Genomic DNA, 16,600 nt, shown 5'->3' on the forward strand with positions numbered 1-16,600 from the left:
AACAAAATTAATGTTGAATTTTAAAGTGTGATACAATGAAAAAAGCTAGTATAATAATGATGGTAGGTCCTTTATTTCTATTAGGATTGTATTTTTTTCCATTGTGGAATATTATGTTAGGTGCTCCACAATATCCAGAACCTCTAGGGATGAATATTTTTATAGATGGCATTAAAGGTTTTAATGAGTTCGATATAGTCAATATCGATGGCCTAAATCATTATATCGGCATGAAAACCATACCAAAGCCAGAAGAAATGTGGGAGTTCAGTGCTTTTCCTAAAGTAATTGGTGCTATGGTGTTTTTAGGTGTATTAATTGGCTTTTTAGGGTTTATTGGTAAGGTAAGTTATAAATGGTTTATAGGATGGTTTCTTTTAATGTCAGTTTTGGGTGTTTTAGGAATGTATGATTTTAATGCTTGGATGATAGATTATGGCACTAATTTAGACCCTCACGCTATTATGAAAATGGCAAATCCTGATGGCACACCTATGACATATAAGCCGCCATTATTTGGTCATGCCAATATGTTGAATTTTCAAGTCACCTCTTTGCCAAAAACTGGTGCATGGATGATGTTTGTTGGGATGATGCTTACTGTGGTTGCTTTTCTTGTAGGTAAGAAAAATACTTCCAAAACTTAGGGTTAGCATATAATAAATTAGCAAAATTATGAAAAATTATTTCATCCTAATAAGTGCCTTTTGTCTGATGCTAACGAGCTGTAACAGTACTCCGAAAGAAATAGCGTATGGTTCAGACGGCTGTCATTTTTGTAGCATGACCATTGTTGATAAGCAGCATGCAGCACAGTTTATGACACAAAAAGGTAGAAGTTATGTTTTTGATGCTTCTGAATGTATGTTGAACCATTTAAAGGAAATTGACCCTTCAACAGTAGCTGTGTTTTTGGTAAATGATTATAATGCTCCCGGAAAGATGCTTGACGCTACTCAAGCAATCTATTTAATTAGCAAGAATATACCAAGCCCTATGGGCGAATATTTGACTGCGTTTGCTTCAAAAGAGGCTGCTCAGAAAGCACAATTAACCAATGACGGTGAACTTTTTAACTGGGCAGAACTAAAAGCAAGATTTGATTAACAATACAGAAGATATACTAAAAATCTCGGTTAAGTTTCAATACTTTTAAGCAAGTAATAATTATGCTATCCTTTAATTCTAAATTCTTGATCATTAAATTATGAGGTATTTCCTTATATTTTTTATTTCATTTTTTATTACCTCCATGGGTTGGTCTAGAACACTACCAATTTGTTCAGATTGTACTATACAATCTATTACAGAAGGGGTAAGCATGGCATCTGATTTCGATACATTATTGATTAAAAAAGGGACCTATAAAGAGTTTAATATTCTGATAGATAAACCATTGACGTTAATAGGTTTAAATTACCCAATAGTTGATGGTGAAGACCAAGGTGAAATAATTCGAATTGTATCTGACAATGTAACTATAGATGGACTTTTTATCATCAATGTAGGTACAAGTTATACTACAGATTATGCCGCAATTAGGGTAGTAAAAAGTGAACATTTCATGATTAAAAATGTGGTATTGGAAAAGTTGTTTTTTGGTATCTATCTAGAAAAATCAAATAACGGTAAAGTATATCATAATAAAATAATAGGTGATGCGGTAGACGAGTATAACTCTGGTAATGGTATACAGCTTTGGTATTGTAAGAATGTTGAAGTCGAAAAAAATATTGTACAGCATGTTCGTGATGGCATTTATTTGGAATTTTCTGATAACATCGTTATAAAGGACAATTTAAGCACAGATAATTTGCGTTACGGACTCCATTTTATGTTTTCTAACGATGACATTTACACAAATAATACATTTGAAAATAATGGGGCAGGGGTGGCGGTAATGTTCTCGAAACGGATAAAAATGATTGGCAATACCTTTCGCAAAAATTGGGGAACTGCTGCTTTTGGAATGCTTTTAAAAGAGATTAATGATGCTGAAATATCTGGTAATACCTTTGAAGAAAACACCATCGGTATTAATATTGAAGGCTCTAACAGAATAAGGTATGAGAATAATAGTTTCCTAAAAAACGGATGGGCCGTTAAAGTGCTTGGGGCATGTTACGAAAACACATTTACCAAAAATAATTTTCTATATAATTCATTTGATATTTCCTATAACAGTAAGTTGAACGATAATGTATTCGACCAAAATTACTGGAGCGAATACACGGGTTATGATTTGGATAAGAATGGTATCGGTGATATTCCCTATAGACCAGTAAAACTCTTTTCTTATATCGTTAATAATACACCCGAGACTATTGTTTTATTACGAAGTCTCTTTATGGATATAATTGATTTTTCAGAAAAAGTTTCACCAGTATTTACGCCCGATAACCTTTTAGATAAAAATCCTTTAATGATGAAAACACTATGATTCAGGTCGAAAATCTATATAAAAAATTTGGAAAGAACGAGGTCCTTTCTGGTCTGAATCTCACTATTGATAAAGGTGGCATTTTTGCAGTACTAGGTCCTAATGGTTCTGGAAAAACTACTTTGATTAAAAGTATTTTGGGTATGGTGGTGCCGAATAAAGGAGATATCAGTGTATCGGGAATAGCAATTAAGAAGAATTGGAAATATCGGCAAGAGATAGATTACTTACCTCAAATTGCTAACTTTCCAGGTAACCTAAAAGTAAAAGAACTGATTCGAATGATCAAAGACATTCGACAAAGACCTAGTGATGAGCAAACTTTAATTGAGCTTTTTAAGCTAGATTCTTTTCTAGATAAAAAATTGTCAACCCTATCAGGTGGCACCAGACAAAAAGTAAATATTGTTCTGGCTTTTATGTTCGATTGCCCTTTGCTTATTTTAGATGAACCTACTACAGGGTTGGATCCTGCTTCTTTAATTCGATTAAAAGAATTGATAAAAAAAGAAAAGGCGAATGGAAAAACCATTCTTATTACCTCACATATAATGCAGTTTGTGGCTGAAGTGGCAGATGAAATAATTTACCTTTTAGAAGGCAAAATTTATTTTAAGGGTAGTATTGAGCAATTGAAGAAAAAGACCGATCAAACCGATTTAGAACACGCCATTGCGGCCATAGCAACTACACCAGCCAATGCTTAAAATATTAAAGTATAGTTTTTACGACTTAATTCGTAGCCGATGGAGCTACGTATATTTTCTTTTCTATTTGCTTTTAGGGTTCGTACTCCTCTTTTTAAACAACGATGTTTCAAAAGCGGTTATTACACTCATGAATATTATCATAGTTCTAGTACCCCTGATAGGAACCATTTTTGGGGTTATGTATTATTATAATTCTAAAGAATTCATTGAGCTATTATTGGCGCAGCCAATTAAACGTTCCTCAATTTTTTTAGGACAATATTTAGGCGTGGCAGGATCGTTGACGTTGAGTTTAGTCTTAGGACTTGGGATACCTTTTGTGCTTTATGGACTATTTAAAAGTGATGCCATTTTCGACTTTTCATTGCTTTTGGTTACGGGTGCATTTTTAACTTTAATATTTACAGCACTTTCATTTAACATAGCACTATCTAACGAAAATAAAATAAAAGGATTTGGTTATGCGGTATTGTTGTGGTTATTTATGGCAGTTATATATGATGGCCTTTTTCTAATGTCACTTATCATTTTTAAAGAATATCCTTTAGATACTTTTTCATTGGTTGCAACAATGTTCAACCCTATAGATTTATCAAGAACACTGATTCTTTTAAAGTTGGATATTTCTGCTCTTTTAGGATATACAGGTGCGGTTTTTAAACAATTTTTCGGAACCGATAAGGGTCTTTTTATTTCTATATTCATGTTAGTACTCTGGACGGTGATACCTATTTGGAGATTGTCTTATAAAGCAAAGCGACAAGATTTTTAAAGAGCTTAATTATTTAGAATGTTAGTATTAAAAAAGCACAGTAGAGTTGCATTAATCTATTTTTTATTGGCAGCTCTCTTAGGTGTTGTTTTAAGAGCATTTTATACAATTGAAATCCCAATCAATTACCGCTTTGTAGTACATGGCCATTCGCACATAGCATTATTGGGTTGGGTATATGTGGCATTGACTACATTGATTTATAAAACATATATAGATCAAGCCTCCTATTATTCTAAGTACCGCTACATTTTTTGGTTTACTCAAATTACTATTGTTGGTATGTTGGTGACCTTTCCTTTTATAGGGTATAAGGCTCTTTCTATTGTTTTTTCAACCTTATTTCTATTTGCATCATATAGTTTTACTTGGTTTATATTAAAACATGGTAAGAAAGAATTAAAAGACCCAAATTCGTTTAAATGTGTTAAGATAGCTTTAGGTTATATGGTGCTTTCTAGTATAGGGCCTTGGGCCTTAGGGGCAATAATGAGCACAATTGGTACTGAGTCTATTTGGTACCGAATGGCCATCTATTTCTATTTGCATTTTCAATATAATGGGTGGATGGTTTTAGCCTTAATAGGGCTATTACTTTATCTGCTGGAGCAAAACAATATTCAATTACCAAAAAATGTGTTCAGACGCTTTTTCTGGAGCTTTAATTTAGGAATCATATTGACATTTTCTTTATCTGCTTTATGGACTAAACCTTCTTTTTTATTCAATATTTTAGGAGGATTGGGGAGTGTTATTCAGATTATAGCAGTCTTAGGTTTAGCTAAATATATTTCCACAAAAAAGTCGACATTAAAACAATTATATTCGAATTTTCAATTTGAATTATTGACTACTGTTTCGGTATTGTTGCTAATCAAAATGATACTTCAGTTAATAACGTCAATTCCGTTCTTTGCAAACTTGGCAGCATCTTATGTTGATTTTACAATCGGTTATCTCCATTGGACATTTTTGGGTGTTGTAACCTTAAGCTTATTCTTACTCATGGATTTTTATAAGTTGTTACATATATCAAGACTAGGTTATGTAGTTTACTTAACAGGATTTATAATGACCGAATTTTTAATTTTCTATAAAGGTTTAGCGGGGTTGTTAAGCCTACAAATAGGAGATGGTTACTTTTTGACTCTAACCTTAGGTAGTTTGCTTATTCCGGTAAGCATCCTATTAATTTTAATTGCGAACATAAAAACAAAGCATTCTTTGTGAGTTATGTTTTTGAGTTTCATTTTTTATAAAAGCAATCACTTACGCTTAAAGCGCGACAAAAGATTCTTTTAAATATAAATCAACCATTTATTCACGTTTTGCCCATATCTCATACATAGGCTCTCCTTTACTATTATTGCCTGTATGGTGCCAGTCATTTTCATTAAGCTCATAGTTAAACTCAAGTGTAGCGCCTACCCTTGAATTGTCTTTAGAGAAAAATTCAATCTGTTCGGTATATACACCATCCTTCGAACTATAACTACCTCCGCCAGTACCTGAAAATCGAAAAGATTCTGTATCGTAAGCAATCCACTGAAACGTACCATCTTTTAGAAATTTTAAGGTTTTTCTTGAGCTTTCTTCCCCTCGCCTTTCTTGACCTGTATCAGGGCCTCTAGTTGCAAAAAGCCATTCGCCATCTAAATCTTGAGTTTTTGTTTCAATAGGTTCTAAAGTCAGTTCTTCAAACCAGTTCAATTGTAATTTTTCTCCAATCATTTTTACCGGTATACTTAGCTGCCTAATAGAATCTTGTTCGTAATTAGAGTTAAATTCTAGTAAAACGACCAATAGAGTCTTAGCATCAGTCTTCTCTATGGTAAAAAAACCACCAAATGTTTTTATGAAATTAGCGGGTTCATTTTCATAAGCGGTATAGATAAAATAATCATCAAGTATTTTTACCTGGTGTATTCGTTTTGAGCTGGTATTTTCTAAAGTGTCAACATAAATCCTCTCAGATATCTGACCATTTGCGATAAAATTGGCCGTCAAAAACAGTAAAGTGAGTAAGGAGCAACTCAATACGGTATATTTTCTCTTTTCTTTCATCGCTTTAAGTGTTTTTAATGTGTTAAAAATAAACTAGTTACATGATATTTGAAAGTATTATTACGAATTTAATACTTCAATAAAGTAGCTCATCGTAAAAAAAATGAAAACGCTTGTTTTTTCATTTTTTTTGATTTCATTTGTTCTATCCTAATACGCTATTATGAGTGTTAGAGATTTCAAGCTTTTAGCTGAACATTATGTGTGATTTTTTTATGTTTGGATTTAGGGGAAGTTGGAAATATTTTCAACAGATAGCTTATAACATTGGTTTTAGACTAGTAAAGCTAACATCCCATCCTTTTTCAACAATCGTGCAAAGTCAGCATGATTATTTCTTCATTCCTACCACACAAAAGCAAATTCTAGTTTGATTTTCCATTAGATGGTTACGTTTTCTTAACTTTCAAACTGTAGGCTAGTTGTTATTTTTATAAAAAATCATTATAATTCAATTTCATGAATACCAAATACATTGATCTTATTGATCAAACTTATTATTTTCCTCAAGAAGAGTTTAATTTAGATGGTGAACACTTACAATTTCACGGTATTCCTTTACACGATTTAGTACAGGAATATGGTAGTCCTTTAAAATTTACCTACCTCCCTAAAATTTCTGAGAATATTGTAAGAGCCAAAAACTGGTTTGCGAATGCCATAGAAAAGAATGATTACAAGGGTAGGTACCACTACTGCTATTGTACAAAAAGTTCTCATTTTCAGCATGTAATGCACGAGGCTTTAAAAAACGATATTCATATGGAAACTTCATCAGCCTTTGATATCAATATTATTGAAAAACTTAAGGCAGATGGTAAATTAACGGATAAAACTTATGTAATCTGCAATGGGTTTAAGCGTGAAAAATATATAGAGAATATTGCTAGGTTAATTAATAACGGCCATCAGAATTGTATACCGATTATTGATAACTATGAAGAAATAGATTTATTGGCCGACGCTATAAATGACACCTTTAAAGTGGGTATTCGAATTGCGTCTGAAGAAGAGCCTAAATTTGAGTTCTATACATCTCGATTGGGTATAGGCTATAAAAACATAGTTCCGTTTTATGAAAATCAAATAAAAGACAATGATAAGGTAGAGCTTAAAATGCTTCACTTTTTTATCAATACCGGTATTCGTGATAATGCTTACTATTGGAACGAATTAGTAAAGTGCCTTAAGGTATATGTTCGTTTAAAGAAAATTTGCCCTTCTTTAGATAGTTTAAATATTGGTGGAGGCTTTCCTATTAAAAATTCTCTGCAATTTGATTATGACTATCAATATATGATAGATGAAATATTAAATCAGATAAGTATTACATGTTCTGAGGCAGATGTACCGGTGCCACATATTTTTACCGAATTCGGTAGTTTTACCGTAGGTGAAAGTGGTGGAGCTATTTACGAAATCTTGTATCAAAAGCAACAGAACGACCGTGAAAAATGGAACATGATTGATTCTTCTTTTATTACTACATTACCAGACACTTGGGCGATAAACAAAAGATTTATCATGTTGCCTATTAATCGTTGGAATGATGAATATGAACGTGTACTTTTAGGAGGCCTTACTTGCGATAGTGATGATTATTATAACAGTGAGCAAAACATGAACGCTATTTATTTACCAAAATATAGAAAAGATAAACCTTTATATATAGGCTTTTTTAATACTGGTGCTTACCAAGAATCAATAGGAGGTTATGGTGGTTTACAACACTGCCTTATTCCTCAGCCAAAACATATTTTGATAGATAAAGATGAAAATGGTAATTTCACTTATAAGCTCTTTAGAGGGCAGCAAAAAGCAGAAGACCTTTTAGGTATATTAGGTTATGATGTTGATGCTTATAATGAATAAAAATAAGTAGATTTAAAAGACCGTTAAATATAGAATTACGTATATAAAATTGAAAAATTTTTCTAAAAAACCACTTAACAATAGCTGAAATATCATGAGTACATCTAAGAATTATGCCGGTATTGCCGATGAATTCGCCCAACTAGAAAAATCCAAAATTATCTTGATTCCTGTTCCTTATGATGGAACCAGTACTTGGGGTAAAGGAGCGGACAAAGGTCCAGAAGCTTTTTTAGAAGCATCTGAAAACATGGAATTGTATGATATTGAAACCGATTCTGAAGTTTACAAACAAGGAATTCATTTAACTGACCCCATAACCGAAAACAGCTCGCCTGAGGCTATGGTCAATGAGGTACATGCAATCACGAAAGACTTTATTAAACGTAATAAATTTGTTACGTTATTTGGTGGCGAGCATTCTATGTCCATTGGTTCAATTCGTGCTTTTAATGAATGTTTTGATAATCTAACTGTGTTGCAGATTGATGCACATGCAGATTTAAGAGAATCATATGAAGGCACAAAGTATAATCATGCATGTGCTGTATATGAAGCCAACCAGACTACAAATTTGGTACAGGTAGGTATTCGCTCTATGGATGCTATCGAAAAAACATTAATGGATGAAGAAAAAACATTCTTTGCCCATGATATGGTGAATGATGAATATTGGACGGATAAGGTGATAGAAGCCATGACTGAAAATGTTTTTATAACATTAGATTTAGATGCTTTTGACCCTTCTATTATGCCTTCTACAGGTACACCAGAGCCAGGCGGGTTACTTTGGTATGAGACTTTAGAGTTTTTAAAGCAAGTTTTCGAAGATAAGAATGTGGTTGGTTTTGATATTGTAGAACTTTGCCCGAATAAAAATGATAAATCATCAGATTTCTTAGCAGCTAAATTATATTACAAAATGCTTAGCTATAAATTTGCTGGTCAAGATATTGATCAAGAGTATGATAATACCTTCGATATAGATTATAAATCAAATACGAATTCAAAATTTGAAGATGACGAAGACTAAAGGTGCAATCACCAATTTTATAGAAAAATACTATTTACATTTCAATGCTGCGGCTTTGGTAGATGCTGCCAAAGGTTATGAAGAGCAACTAAATAATGGAGCTAAAATGCTAGTTTCATTAGCAGGCGCAATGTCAACAGCTGAGCTAGGTAAAATTTTCGCAGAGGTTATTCGTCAAGATAAGGTTCAAATTATATCTTGTACTGGCGCTAATCTTGAAGAAGATATTATGAACTTGGTAGCACATTCTCATTACAAACGTGTACCAAATTACAGAGATTTAACGCCTCAAGATGAATGGGATTTGTTAGAGAAAGGTTTAAATCGAGTTACCGATACCTGTATTCCAGAAGAAGAGGCTTTTAGAAGATTACAAGAGCATATCTTTAAAATATGGAAAGATGCAGATGATAAAGGTGAGCGCTTTTTGCCTCATGAATTTATGTACAAAATGTTACTTTCTGGAGTATTAGAGGAATATTACGAAATAGACCTTAAAGATTCTTGGATGTATGCTGCTGCAGAGAAAAACCTGCCTATTATTTGCCCAGGTTGGGAAGATAGTACTATGGGTAATATTTTTGCTTCCTATGTTATGAAAGGAGAATTAAAGGCAAGTACTATGAAATCGGGTATTGAGTACATGACTTTCTTGGCCGATTGGTATACCGACAATTCTAAAAACGGAATCGGATTCTTTCAAATTGGTGGTGGCATTGCAGGCGATTTCCCAATATGTGTAGTACCAATGTTATATCAAGATATGGAACGTACAGATACACCTTTCTGGAGTTATTTCTGTCAAATTAGTGATAGCACAACCAGTTATGGCTCATATTCTGGTGCTGTACCAAACGAAAAGATTACTTGGGGTAAATTAGACATTAATACTCCCAAATATATTATCGAGAGTGATGCGACTATTGTTGCACCCTTGATTTTTGCTTACCTTTTAGATATGTAATTATGGACAAGAACGCACATTTAAACAGAGTCATTGTAGACTTTAAAAAATTGACTCCAGAAGTTCTTAAACTTTTGGTAGATAAATATCCTGACGGTTACGATGATCGTAATATTATCTCTTTCAGAAATGGACAAGGAGAGCGTATTGAAGCTGTTGAGGTGTTAACTGCTGATACCAAGTATTTAGTGAAGATAAGCGCTAAGCTTGAGTATACTATGGAGAATTATGACGAAGATGATTATGAAGATTTCGATGATGATGATCCAGCAGCAGTAGTAGAGCCAGATCCAGAAGATATGGTCGATGGTCAAGATGAAGACTAGCTTTAATACCTAGTTAGAACTACAAAGACATTTAAATAAGATTAAAATATTCCTTTTCCGGTTTGCTATTTGTATTCCGGAAAAGGATTATATGATATACAGACATTTTAAACTTAACACCGTTGTATTTACAACACCTATATGAAAATTGATGAAATTGAAAATATTGAATTAAAGTTTTTAGATCTTGATGATTATCAAGAGCTTAAAGCAGCAATGATTTCTGCTTATGCTAGTATGCCTGGGTCATACTGGAAAGAGGAGCATATAAAATCTTTAATCAATAAATTTCCAGAAGGCCAAGTAGTCATAAAAATCAATGGACAAATTGCTGGTGTAGCGTTGTCTATAATTGTAGATTATGATGCGTTCGACGATAATCATACATACGAACAAATTACTGGTAAATATACTTTCGATACCCATAATAATGAAGGTGATGTGCTTTATGGTATAGAAGTTTTTATAAAACCTAGTTTTAGGGGCTTACGTTTAGGTCGACGTTTGTATGATTATAGAAAAGAACTATGTGAGAAGTTGAACCTAAAAAGTATTGTATTTGGTGGTCGTATGCCTAACTACCATTCACATGCTTCAGAACTTTCGCCAAAAGAATATATTGCTAAGGTTCGTCGTAAAGAAATTCATGATCCAGTACTGAGTTTTCAAATCAGTAATGACTTTCATCCCGCTAAAGTAATGAAAGGGTATTTAGATGGTGATAAAGCTTCTCAAGACTTTGCTATTCTTATGGAATGGGATAATATCTATTATCAAAAACCAAATAAAAAGGCGGCTACCAAAAAATCAATTGTTCGTTTAGGATTGATTCAATGGCAAATGCGCCCTTACAAAGACTTGGAGGAACTTTTACAGCAAGCGGAATTTTTTATAGATTCTGTTTCTGGTTACAGGTCGGATTTTGCTCTGTTTCCAGAATTTTTTAATGCTCCCTTAATGGCAGGTAACAATCATATGTCTACAGCGAATGCTATTAGAGAGCTCGCTAAACATACCCAAGCCATAGTTCAGAAATTTTCTGAATTCTCTATATCCTATAATATCAACATTATTTCAGGTAGTATGCCTGAAATGATAGATGGCCGCCTTTATAATGTAGGTTATTTATGTAGACGCGATGGTAGTATGGAACGTTATGAAAAGCTGCACGTTACCCCAGACGAGGCAAAGGTTTGGGGAATGCAAGGAGGTACGCAGTTCAAGACTTTCGATACGGATTGTGGTAGAATAGGAGTTTTGATTTGTTATGATTCTGAATTTCCTGAACTAAGTAGGTTATTGGCAGATGAAGGCATGGACATTTTATTTATTCCGTTCCTGACCGATACTCAAAACGGTTATTCACGTGTGCGCCATTGCGCACAAGCACGTGCGATTGAAAATGAATGCTATGTAGCCATTGCTGGTAGTGTTGGCAATTTGCCAAATGTTCAGAATATGGATATACAGTTCGCTCAGTCTATGGTGTTTACACCATGCGATTTCTCTTTTCCAACCAATGGTATTAAGGCGGAAGCTACCCCAAATACAGAAATGATTTTAATTGCAGATGTGGATATTGACCTATTGCGAGAGCTTAATCAATTTGGCGCGGTACGCAATTTAAAGGATAGAAGAACAGATTTGTTTGAGTTAAAAAAGAAATAAGAAAAACTCCTTATTTAAAGGAGTCAAAAAATAACAATTTGGATAATTTACAGATTATAGGTAGTGAAGAGTGGTGTGTTTTTAATGAGTTGGGTATACCAGCTATAAAAGCAAGGGTCGATTCTGGCGCAAAAACATCTTCTTTACAGGCTGCCAATATAAAAATAGTTAATAGAGGGGCTAACGAATGGGTGAAGTTTGAAGTGAGCCCATTACAAGAAAATCGGAGTATTGCAATCGAATGCCAGGCAAGATTGGTTGATCGTCGGATGGTAAAAAGTTCTTCAGGTATATCTGAAGTACGGTTGGTTATAAAGACACCTGTTACCATTGGTGATTCGACTTTTGATATTGAGCTTACATTGGCCAATAGAGATACGATGGAGTTTCGAATGTTATTAGGTAGAGAAGCCCTCAACGAACGTTTTATAGTAAATCCTGCGGTTAATTATCAACTACAGGCTTTTGAAGATGCCGAGGTCAACAAAATGTATGCGCCTTATTTTAAGGAAAAGTCAGGATTGAAAATTGCTCTTTTGGCCAGTAATCCTTTATTATATAGTAATAAAAGGTTGATGGAAGCAGCCGAGGCGAGGGGACATGAAATTGTTTTTCTAAATGTGGAGCAGGCCTATATGAAACTTGATGCACATTCTCCAGAAATTAGATATCGTGGAGGTACTATTCTTAAAGATTTCGATGCTGTAATACCACGTATAAAACCTGCGGTTACGTTCTATGGTTGTGCATTGATTCGTCAATTTAAAAACCTAGGGGTGTATTGTCAGAATTCTGCTGAAGCGATTACCCAATCTCGCGATAAGCTTTTTGCATCTCAGTTATTCTCCAATAACGATATCCATATTCCTATTACAGGTTTTGCAAAATCACCGATGGATACGAAAGACTTGATAAAAATGGTTAATGGTGCCCCATTAATTATAAAACTTTTAGAAAGCACCCAAGGTAAGGGAGTGGTTTTGGCAGAAACCAATAAGGCGGCCGAGAGTGTTATCAATGCTTTTAAGAGTGTGAATACCAATATCTTGGTGCAAGAGTTCATTAAAGAGGCCAACGGCCAGGATATTCGTTGTTTTGTAGTGAACGGTAAGGTTGTCGCCAGCATGCAACGACAAGCTCAAAAAGGTGAATTTAGGGCCAATATTCACCAAGGTGGTGTAGCTTCGATAATAAAGATTACTACCGAAGAAAAGAAATTAGCCTTAAAAGCGGCCAAAGTGTTGAACTTGGCAGTTGCCGGTGTTGATATTATTAGGTCTCATAAAGGGCCATTGTTGTTAGAAGTGAATTCCTCTCCAGGACTTGAAGGTATTGAAAACGCTACAGGTAAGGATATCGCCAATGCTATGATTGTTGCGATTGAAAAGCGATTGAAATACAGTAATTAAAAATTTGAAAAACAGGCTAAACCCTGTTTTTCAAATTTTCTAACATGGTTTTTGTAGTCTTTTGAAGGTCGAATTCGGCCTTCCAATTCCAGTCTTTTTGTGCATTTGAGTCATCTATACTGCTTGGCCAAGAATCGGCAATGGCCTGTCTAAAATCAGGCTCGTAGTCTATTTTAAACTCAGGTATAACTGCTTTGATATTTTCAGCCATTTCTTTAGGTGTAAAGCTCATGGCTGCCAAATTGTAAGAAGAACGCTCTTTAATTTTATTTTCAGGGGCTTCCATGATCTGTAAGGTGGCACGTATGGCATCGTCCATGAACATCATTGGCAGCCTAGTGTTTCGCTCAAGAAAACAGGTGTAAGAGCCTTCAGATAAAGCTCTGTGGTAGATTTCAACGGCATAATCGGTTGTTCCGCCACCAGGCATTGTTTTCCAACTAATAAGTCCAGGGTATCGAATGCTACGCACGTCAACATTGAACTTGTTGAAATAATATTCACACCAACGTTCTCCAGATTGCTTACTGATGCCATACACCGTACTAGGTTCCATTATAGTGTTTTGAGGAGTATCTTCTTTAGGGGTATTTGGCCCAAAAACGGCTATGCTTGACGGCCAGAAAATTTTATCGATTTTTTTCTCTTTTGCTAAATTAAGTACGTTGAACAACGTATTCATATTCAAGTTCCACGCACGCATCGGAAATTTTTCTGCGGTTGCACTTAACATGGCAGCCATTAAATAAATTTCAGATATATCATAGTAGGCAATCACTTCCTCTAGATTATCATAGTTGGTGGCATCTAATATTTCAAAGGGTCCGGACTGCATTAGTTCGTCATTACCTTCTCTAATGTCACTTGCGATGACATGGTCGTTTCCGTATTTTTCCCGGAGGGCTAAAGTGAGTTCCGTTCCAATTTGACCACAAGCTCCAATAATCAATATGTATTTTGGCATTTAAAATAGCGTTAAATGAATATCAGATAAAGATACCTTTTCTTAAAATTTGTACATTCGCTTATGCCCAAAATTATTTTTTTTTTAATAGCTGTGCTTCTGGCTTCTTCATGTAAAGAAGCTGTTTCTGAAACAGAAAATGTTCAGGAATCGCAATGGGATGTTACCGATAGTCTTCCCATCAAAGTAAGTGTAGATTCAAAAGCACAGACCATACTTAATGAATGGAAAGATTTTATTGCCTTGGAAAGAAGTTTCGATAAGATTTATTCAACTGAAAATAGAGAAGATTTCGTTTTAATAGTTGATGAGTTGGTCGAAAACCAGAAGAAAATGGAAGTGGGTATTTATCCTACTGCTTTTGATATACCTCAAATTAAAGGGAGACAAAAGGTTTTTAAAACATACGTCTTAAAAACAAAAGGTGATTTAGAGTATCGTCAAAATACCAAAGAATCTTTGGTAGAAATGATAACCGCTTTCAATGACCTTAGAAATCAATTTAATGTGGTAGTAAATAATACACTGCCAGATGAATTACGTGCAAATGAAGAAAATTAGTGTATTAATTCTGTTTATGGGTACTGTGCTTTTTGGGCAGAGTGACGAAAAAATTCTAATTACCAAAGCTTTGGACGATTGGCATGCAGCTGCTGGGTCGGCTGATTTTGATACGTATTTTGGACTAATGACCGAATATGCTGTATTTATTGGAACAGATGCAACTGAAAATTGGCAGCGAGATGAGTTTATAAATTATGCTAAGCCTCATTTTGATAAGGGTAGGGCTTGGAACTTTACTGCTGTAGAGCGAAATATATATGTAAACGGCGAAGCAAATATCGCTTGGTTCGATGAGCTTTTAGATACGCAAATGAAAATTTGTAGAGGTTCTGGTGTTTTGAAAAAAGTAAATGGAAAATGGAGAATAGCTCATTATGTACTTTCTATAGCAGTGCCTAATGAAAATGTAGATGAGTTGGTGAAACTCAAAGGTGAAAAAGATAGTCTATTACTGAAACAGTTGAAAATGAAATAAAAAAAAGCGGATCCATTGGATCCGCTTTTTTTTAGTCCTATAACTTGATATTATTTTTTCTCTTCAGGAGCATCTTTTCTTGATGTTAAAGCTTGCTTGCTTAAACTTGCCAAATTAAAGTTCGGGTCCATTTGTAAAGCTTGATCAATCGTCGAAATAGCTTGATCTATATTGTTTTTGTCCATGTTGTACTGTATAAGACCTTTTATATGCATAAAGGCTGCTTTTAAAGGAACTTCATAGGGCTGTTGGCGCTCGTAAAAGGCATATTTCATGTCATCAGTTGCATTTACAAGACCATATTCGACATTTTTCATGGCACCTGCATTGTCACCTAATTGAACTTTTAAATCTGCTAATTCATAAGCCAAATAGGCATTAGGCTCTCTAACATTCAAAATTTCAAATTGCTCTAATGCTCTTTTTGGTTGGTTTAAGGCTTTTAAAGAAATCGCTTTAACTTGAACAGCAAGATCAGAATCAGTATCAACTTTTTCTATACCGATAGTATTTAATGCCTGTAAATGCTGATTATCATTAGCATATATATAAGCGAGGGTATCCATTCTTTCTTTAGAAGGAGACAGTACGTTCAAGTGGGTAAGGGCATTAATAACACCATCTACATCACCTTGTAGACGCATTTGGTCATAAAATGCTTGATAATGCTTTTCTAATTCTGTCTTCGTTTGTGAATATCCAAAATTGCCAGAAAATAATGTGGCAATTAATACTATCAAAACTGTCTTTTTCATCTTTTTAGTTCTATTTAAAGTGCGCTAAACTATTAAAATAATCTGTATGATCCTGTTAAGGAAAGCCTTAAATGTTGAAAAAGGAAAAAGGCGCCTATAAGGCGCCTTCTAAAATCAATGTTTTTTAAACGTTTAAACCAATTCAATGGTATTATTAGACTTTCTAAAAGAGTTTAAAAGTTGTGAATAAAAACCTATGCTTTTTCTATCTCTTTCAACACAAGATTTCAAAAATTTACTTAAACTATTAAAAAGTAAATTGGTATAAATTGTGGGCAAATAGGTATTTACCGTTTTTGGGTCATACAAACTATCATCTTGTATAACTTCCATCTTTATTCTATGTCGGTGATAATCTATTATTACATTAGTAGCATTATAGTACTTTTTTAATAATGCGACATGTAATTGCTCGTACTTTCTAGAACCGTTAGGATTCTTACAACTTAGGGAGATGAGCTTCTCTAATTCAACTAAAACCCTCTCCCTTAATTTTTCTTTCTTCATGACATTTTGGATTTAAATTGTTATTTAAAGATATGTCATTACTTCGTAAGTAACTGAAAATCAATAGTATATTAACA

18 protein-coding genes are annotated in these 16,600 nt (G+C 34.1%); 14 read left to right on the top strand and 4 right to left on the bottom strand.

The features are described 5' to 3' along the window. Positions 1-35: 35 nt before the first annotated feature. From AACZ41_RS03795 to AACZ41_RS03820, 6 genes are all read left to right on the top strand, one after another. Positions 36-647, top strand: coding sequence for a hypothetical protein (locus AACZ41_RS03795; protein ID WP_339626683.1), 612 nt, complete (start codon positions 36-38; stop codon positions 645-647). A 28-nt stretch (positions 648-675) separates the two neighbouring features. Then, positions 676-1,107 (top strand): nitrous oxide reductase accessory protein NosL, encoded by a 432-nt coding sequence (locus AACZ41_RS03800; protein WP_079511923.1) that lies wholly within the window; start codon positions 676-678, stop codon positions 1,105-1,107. Between the two features lie 100 nt (positions 1,108-1,207). Then, complete coding sequence (locus AACZ41_RS03805) at positions 1,208-2,440, top strand: nitrous oxide reductase family maturation protein NosD (protein ID WP_339626686.1); 1,233 nt, start codon at positions 1,208-1,210, stop codon at positions 2,438-2,440. After that, the gene (locus AACZ41_RS03810; RefSeq protein ID WP_339626688.1) at positions 2,437-3,147 is read left to right on the top strand and encodes an ABC transporter ATP-binding protein; all 711 of its coding nucleotides are present in this window, start codon (positions 2,437-2,439) and stop codon (positions 3,145-3,147) included. Before AACZ41_RS03805 ends, AACZ41_RS03810 begins: the two co-directional genes overlap by 4 nt. Further along, positions 3,140-3,922 carry an ABC transporter permease gene (locus AACZ41_RS03815; protein ID WP_079511920.1) on the top strand — a complete coding sequence of 261 codons (783 nt, stop codon included), beginning with the start codon at positions 3,140-3,142 and terminating at the stop codon, positions 3,920-3,922. Before AACZ41_RS03810 ends, AACZ41_RS03815 begins: the two co-directional genes overlap by 8 nt. An 18-nt stretch (positions 3,923-3,940) precedes the next feature. Next, positions 3,941-5,152, top strand: a complete 1,212-nt coding sequence (locus tag AACZ41_RS03820; RefSeq protein ID WP_339626693.1) for a hypothetical protein — start codon at positions 3,941-3,943, stop codon at positions 5,150-5,152. A gap of 87 nt (positions 5,153-5,239) precedes the next feature. Here AACZ41_RS03820 and AACZ41_RS03825 read toward each other — a convergent pair whose 3' ends face one another. Continuing rightward, positions 5,240-5,986, bottom strand: a complete 747-nt coding sequence (locus AACZ41_RS03825; RefSeq protein WP_339626695.1) for a hypothetical protein — start codon at positions 5,984-5,986, stop codon at positions 5,240-5,242. Between the two features lie 459 nt (positions 5,987-6,445). On the opposite strand from AACZ41_RS03825, the gene AACZ41_RS03830 reads away from it, so the two are divergent. The 6 genes from AACZ41_RS03830 to rimK all read left to right on the top strand — a co-directional run bounded on the left by AACZ41_RS03830 (position 6,446) and on the right by rimK (position 13,258). Next, complete coding sequence (locus tag AACZ41_RS03830; protein ID WP_339626697.1) at positions 6,446-7,858, top strand: arginine decarboxylase; 1,413 nt, start codon at positions 6,446-6,448, stop codon at positions 7,856-7,858. Positions 7,859-7,952: 94 nt separating this feature from the next. Next, complete coding sequence (gene speB / locus AACZ41_RS03835; RefSeq protein ID WP_079511916.1) at positions 7,953-8,891, top strand: agmatinase; 939 nt, start codon at positions 7,953-7,955, stop codon at positions 8,889-8,891. Further along, positions 8,878-9,855: a deoxyhypusine synthase family protein gene (locus tag AACZ41_RS03840; RefSeq protein ID WP_335639966.1), complete on the top strand. Its 978-nt coding sequence runs from the start codon at positions 8,878-8,880 to the stop codon at positions 9,853-9,855. Before speB ends, AACZ41_RS03840 begins: the two co-directional genes overlap by 14 nt. A 2-nt stretch (positions 9,856-9,857) precedes the next feature. Continuing rightward, positions 9,858-10,181, top strand: a complete 324-nt coding sequence (locus tag AACZ41_RS03845; protein ID WP_339626704.1) for a hypothetical protein — start codon at positions 9,858-9,860, stop codon at positions 10,179-10,181. Positions 10,182-10,322: 141 nt separating this feature from the next. Next, positions 10,323-11,849: a bifunctional GNAT family N-acetyltransferase/carbon-nitrogen hydrolase family protein gene (locus AACZ41_RS03850; RefSeq protein WP_339626706.1), complete on the top strand. Its 1,527-nt coding sequence runs from the start codon at positions 10,323-10,325 to the stop codon at positions 11,847-11,849. 38 nt (positions 11,850-11,887) lie between these two features. Then, positions 11,888-13,258, top strand: coding sequence for a 30S ribosomal protein S6--L-glutamate ligase (rimK, locus tag AACZ41_RS03855; protein WP_339626708.1), 1,371 nt, complete (start codon positions 11,888-11,890; stop codon positions 13,256-13,258). 16 nt (positions 13,259-13,274) lie between these two features. Here rimK and AACZ41_RS03860 read toward each other — a convergent pair whose 3' ends face one another. Then, positions 13,275-14,222, bottom strand: a complete 948-nt coding sequence (locus AACZ41_RS03860; RefSeq protein WP_339626710.1) for an NAD-dependent epimerase/dehydratase family protein — start codon at positions 14,220-14,222, stop codon at positions 13,275-13,277. Between the two features lie 63 nt (positions 14,223-14,285). Here AACZ41_RS03860 and AACZ41_RS03865 point away from each other — a divergent pair, with 63 nt between their 5' ends. Further along, on the top strand, positions 14,286-14,783 hold the full coding sequence (locus AACZ41_RS03865) for a hypothetical protein (RefSeq protein WP_339626712.1): 498 nt from the start codon (positions 14,286-14,288) through the stop codon (positions 14,781-14,783). Beyond that, positions 14,770-15,261 (top strand): nuclear transport factor 2 family protein, encoded by a 492-nt coding sequence (locus tag AACZ41_RS03870; protein ID WP_339626714.1) that lies wholly within the window; start codon positions 14,770-14,772, stop codon positions 15,259-15,261. Before AACZ41_RS03865 ends, AACZ41_RS03870 begins: the two co-directional genes overlap by 14 nt. 50 nt (positions 15,262-15,311) lie before the next feature. Here the strand turns inward: AACZ41_RS03870 and AACZ41_RS03875 are convergent, their stop codons facing one another. Continuing rightward, positions 15,312-16,016, bottom strand: a complete 705-nt coding sequence (locus AACZ41_RS03875; protein WP_339626716.1) for a hypothetical protein — start codon at positions 16,014-16,016, stop codon at positions 15,312-15,314. 132 nt (positions 16,017-16,148) lie between these two features. Further along, positions 16,149-16,523 (bottom strand): hypothetical protein, encoded by a 375-nt coding sequence (locus AACZ41_RS03880; protein WP_339626718.1) that lies wholly within the window; start codon positions 16,521-16,523, stop codon positions 16,149-16,151. Positions 16,524-16,600 lie beyond the last annotated feature (77 nt).

Origin of the sequence: uncultured Maribacter sp., assembly GCF_963974015.1 — a bacterium.
Classification (GTDB): domain Bacteria; phylum Bacteroidota; class Bacteroidia; order Flavobacteriales; family Flavobacteriaceae; genus Maribacter.

Excerpts from the sequence above, each read along its gene's own strand:
- AACZ41_RS03875 (WP_339626716.1), bottom strand. The coding sequence starts at position 16,016 with ATGAAAAAGACAGTTTTGATAGTATTAATTGCCACATTATTTTCTGGC.
- AACZ41_RS03845 (WP_339626704.1), top strand. The coding sequence starts at position 9,858 with ATGGACAAGAACGCACATTTAAACAGAGTCATTGTAGACTTTAAAAAA.
- AACZ41_RS03820 (WP_339626693.1), top strand. The coding sequence starts at position 3,941 with ATGTTAGTATTAAAAAAGCACAGTAGAGTTGCATTAATCTATTTTTTA.
- AACZ41_RS03850 (WP_339626706.1), top strand. The coding sequence starts at position 10,323 with ATGAAAATTGATGAAATTGAAAATATTGAATTAAAGTTTTTAGATCTT.
- speB (WP_079511916.1), top strand. The coding sequence starts at position 7,953 with ATGAGTACATCTAAGAATTATGCCGGTATTGCCGATGAATTCGCCCAA.
- AACZ41_RS03830 (WP_339626697.1), top strand. The coding sequence starts at position 6,446 with ATGAATACCAAATACATTGATCTTATTGATCAAACTTATTATTTTCCT.
- AACZ41_RS03865 (WP_339626712.1), top strand. The coding sequence starts at position 14,286 with ATGCCCAAAATTATTTTTTTTTTAATAGCTGTGCTTCTGGCTTCTTCA.
- AACZ41_RS03825 (WP_339626695.1), bottom strand. The coding sequence starts at position 5,986 with ATGAAAGAAAAGAGAAAATATACCGTATTGAGTTGCTCCTTACTCACT.
- AACZ41_RS03810 (WP_339626688.1), top strand. The coding sequence starts at position 2,437 with ATGATTCAGGTCGAAAATCTATATAAAAAATTTGGAAAGAACGAGGTC.
- AACZ41_RS03795 (WP_339626683.1), top strand. The coding sequence starts at position 36 with ATGAAAAAAGCTAGTATAATAATGATGGTAGGTCCTTTATTTCTATTA.
- AACZ41_RS03805 (WP_339626686.1), top strand. The coding sequence starts at position 1,208 with ATGAGGTATTTCCTTATATTTTTTATTTCATTTTTTATTACCTCCATG.
- AACZ41_RS03800 (WP_079511923.1), top strand. The coding sequence starts at position 676 with ATGAAAAATTATTTCATCCTAATAAGTGCCTTTTGTCTGATGCTAACG.
- AACZ41_RS03870 (WP_339626714.1), top strand. The coding sequence starts at position 14,770 with ATGAAGAAAATTAGTGTATTAATTCTGTTTATGGGTACTGTGCTTTTT.
- AACZ41_RS03880 (WP_339626718.1), bottom strand. The coding sequence starts at position 16,523 with ATGAAGAAAGAAAAATTAAGGGAGAGGGTTTTAGTTGAATTAGAGAAG.
- AACZ41_RS03860 (WP_339626710.1), bottom strand. The coding sequence starts at position 14,222 with ATGCCAAAATACATATTGATTATTGGAGCTTGTGGTCAAATTGGAACG.
- AACZ41_RS03840 (WP_335639966.1), top strand. The coding sequence starts at position 8,878 with ATGACGAAGACTAAAGGTGCAATCACCAATTTTATAGAAAAATACTAT.
- AACZ41_RS03815 (WP_079511920.1), top strand. The coding sequence starts at position 3,140 with ATGCTTAAAATATTAAAGTATAGTTTTTACGACTTAATTCGTAGCCGA.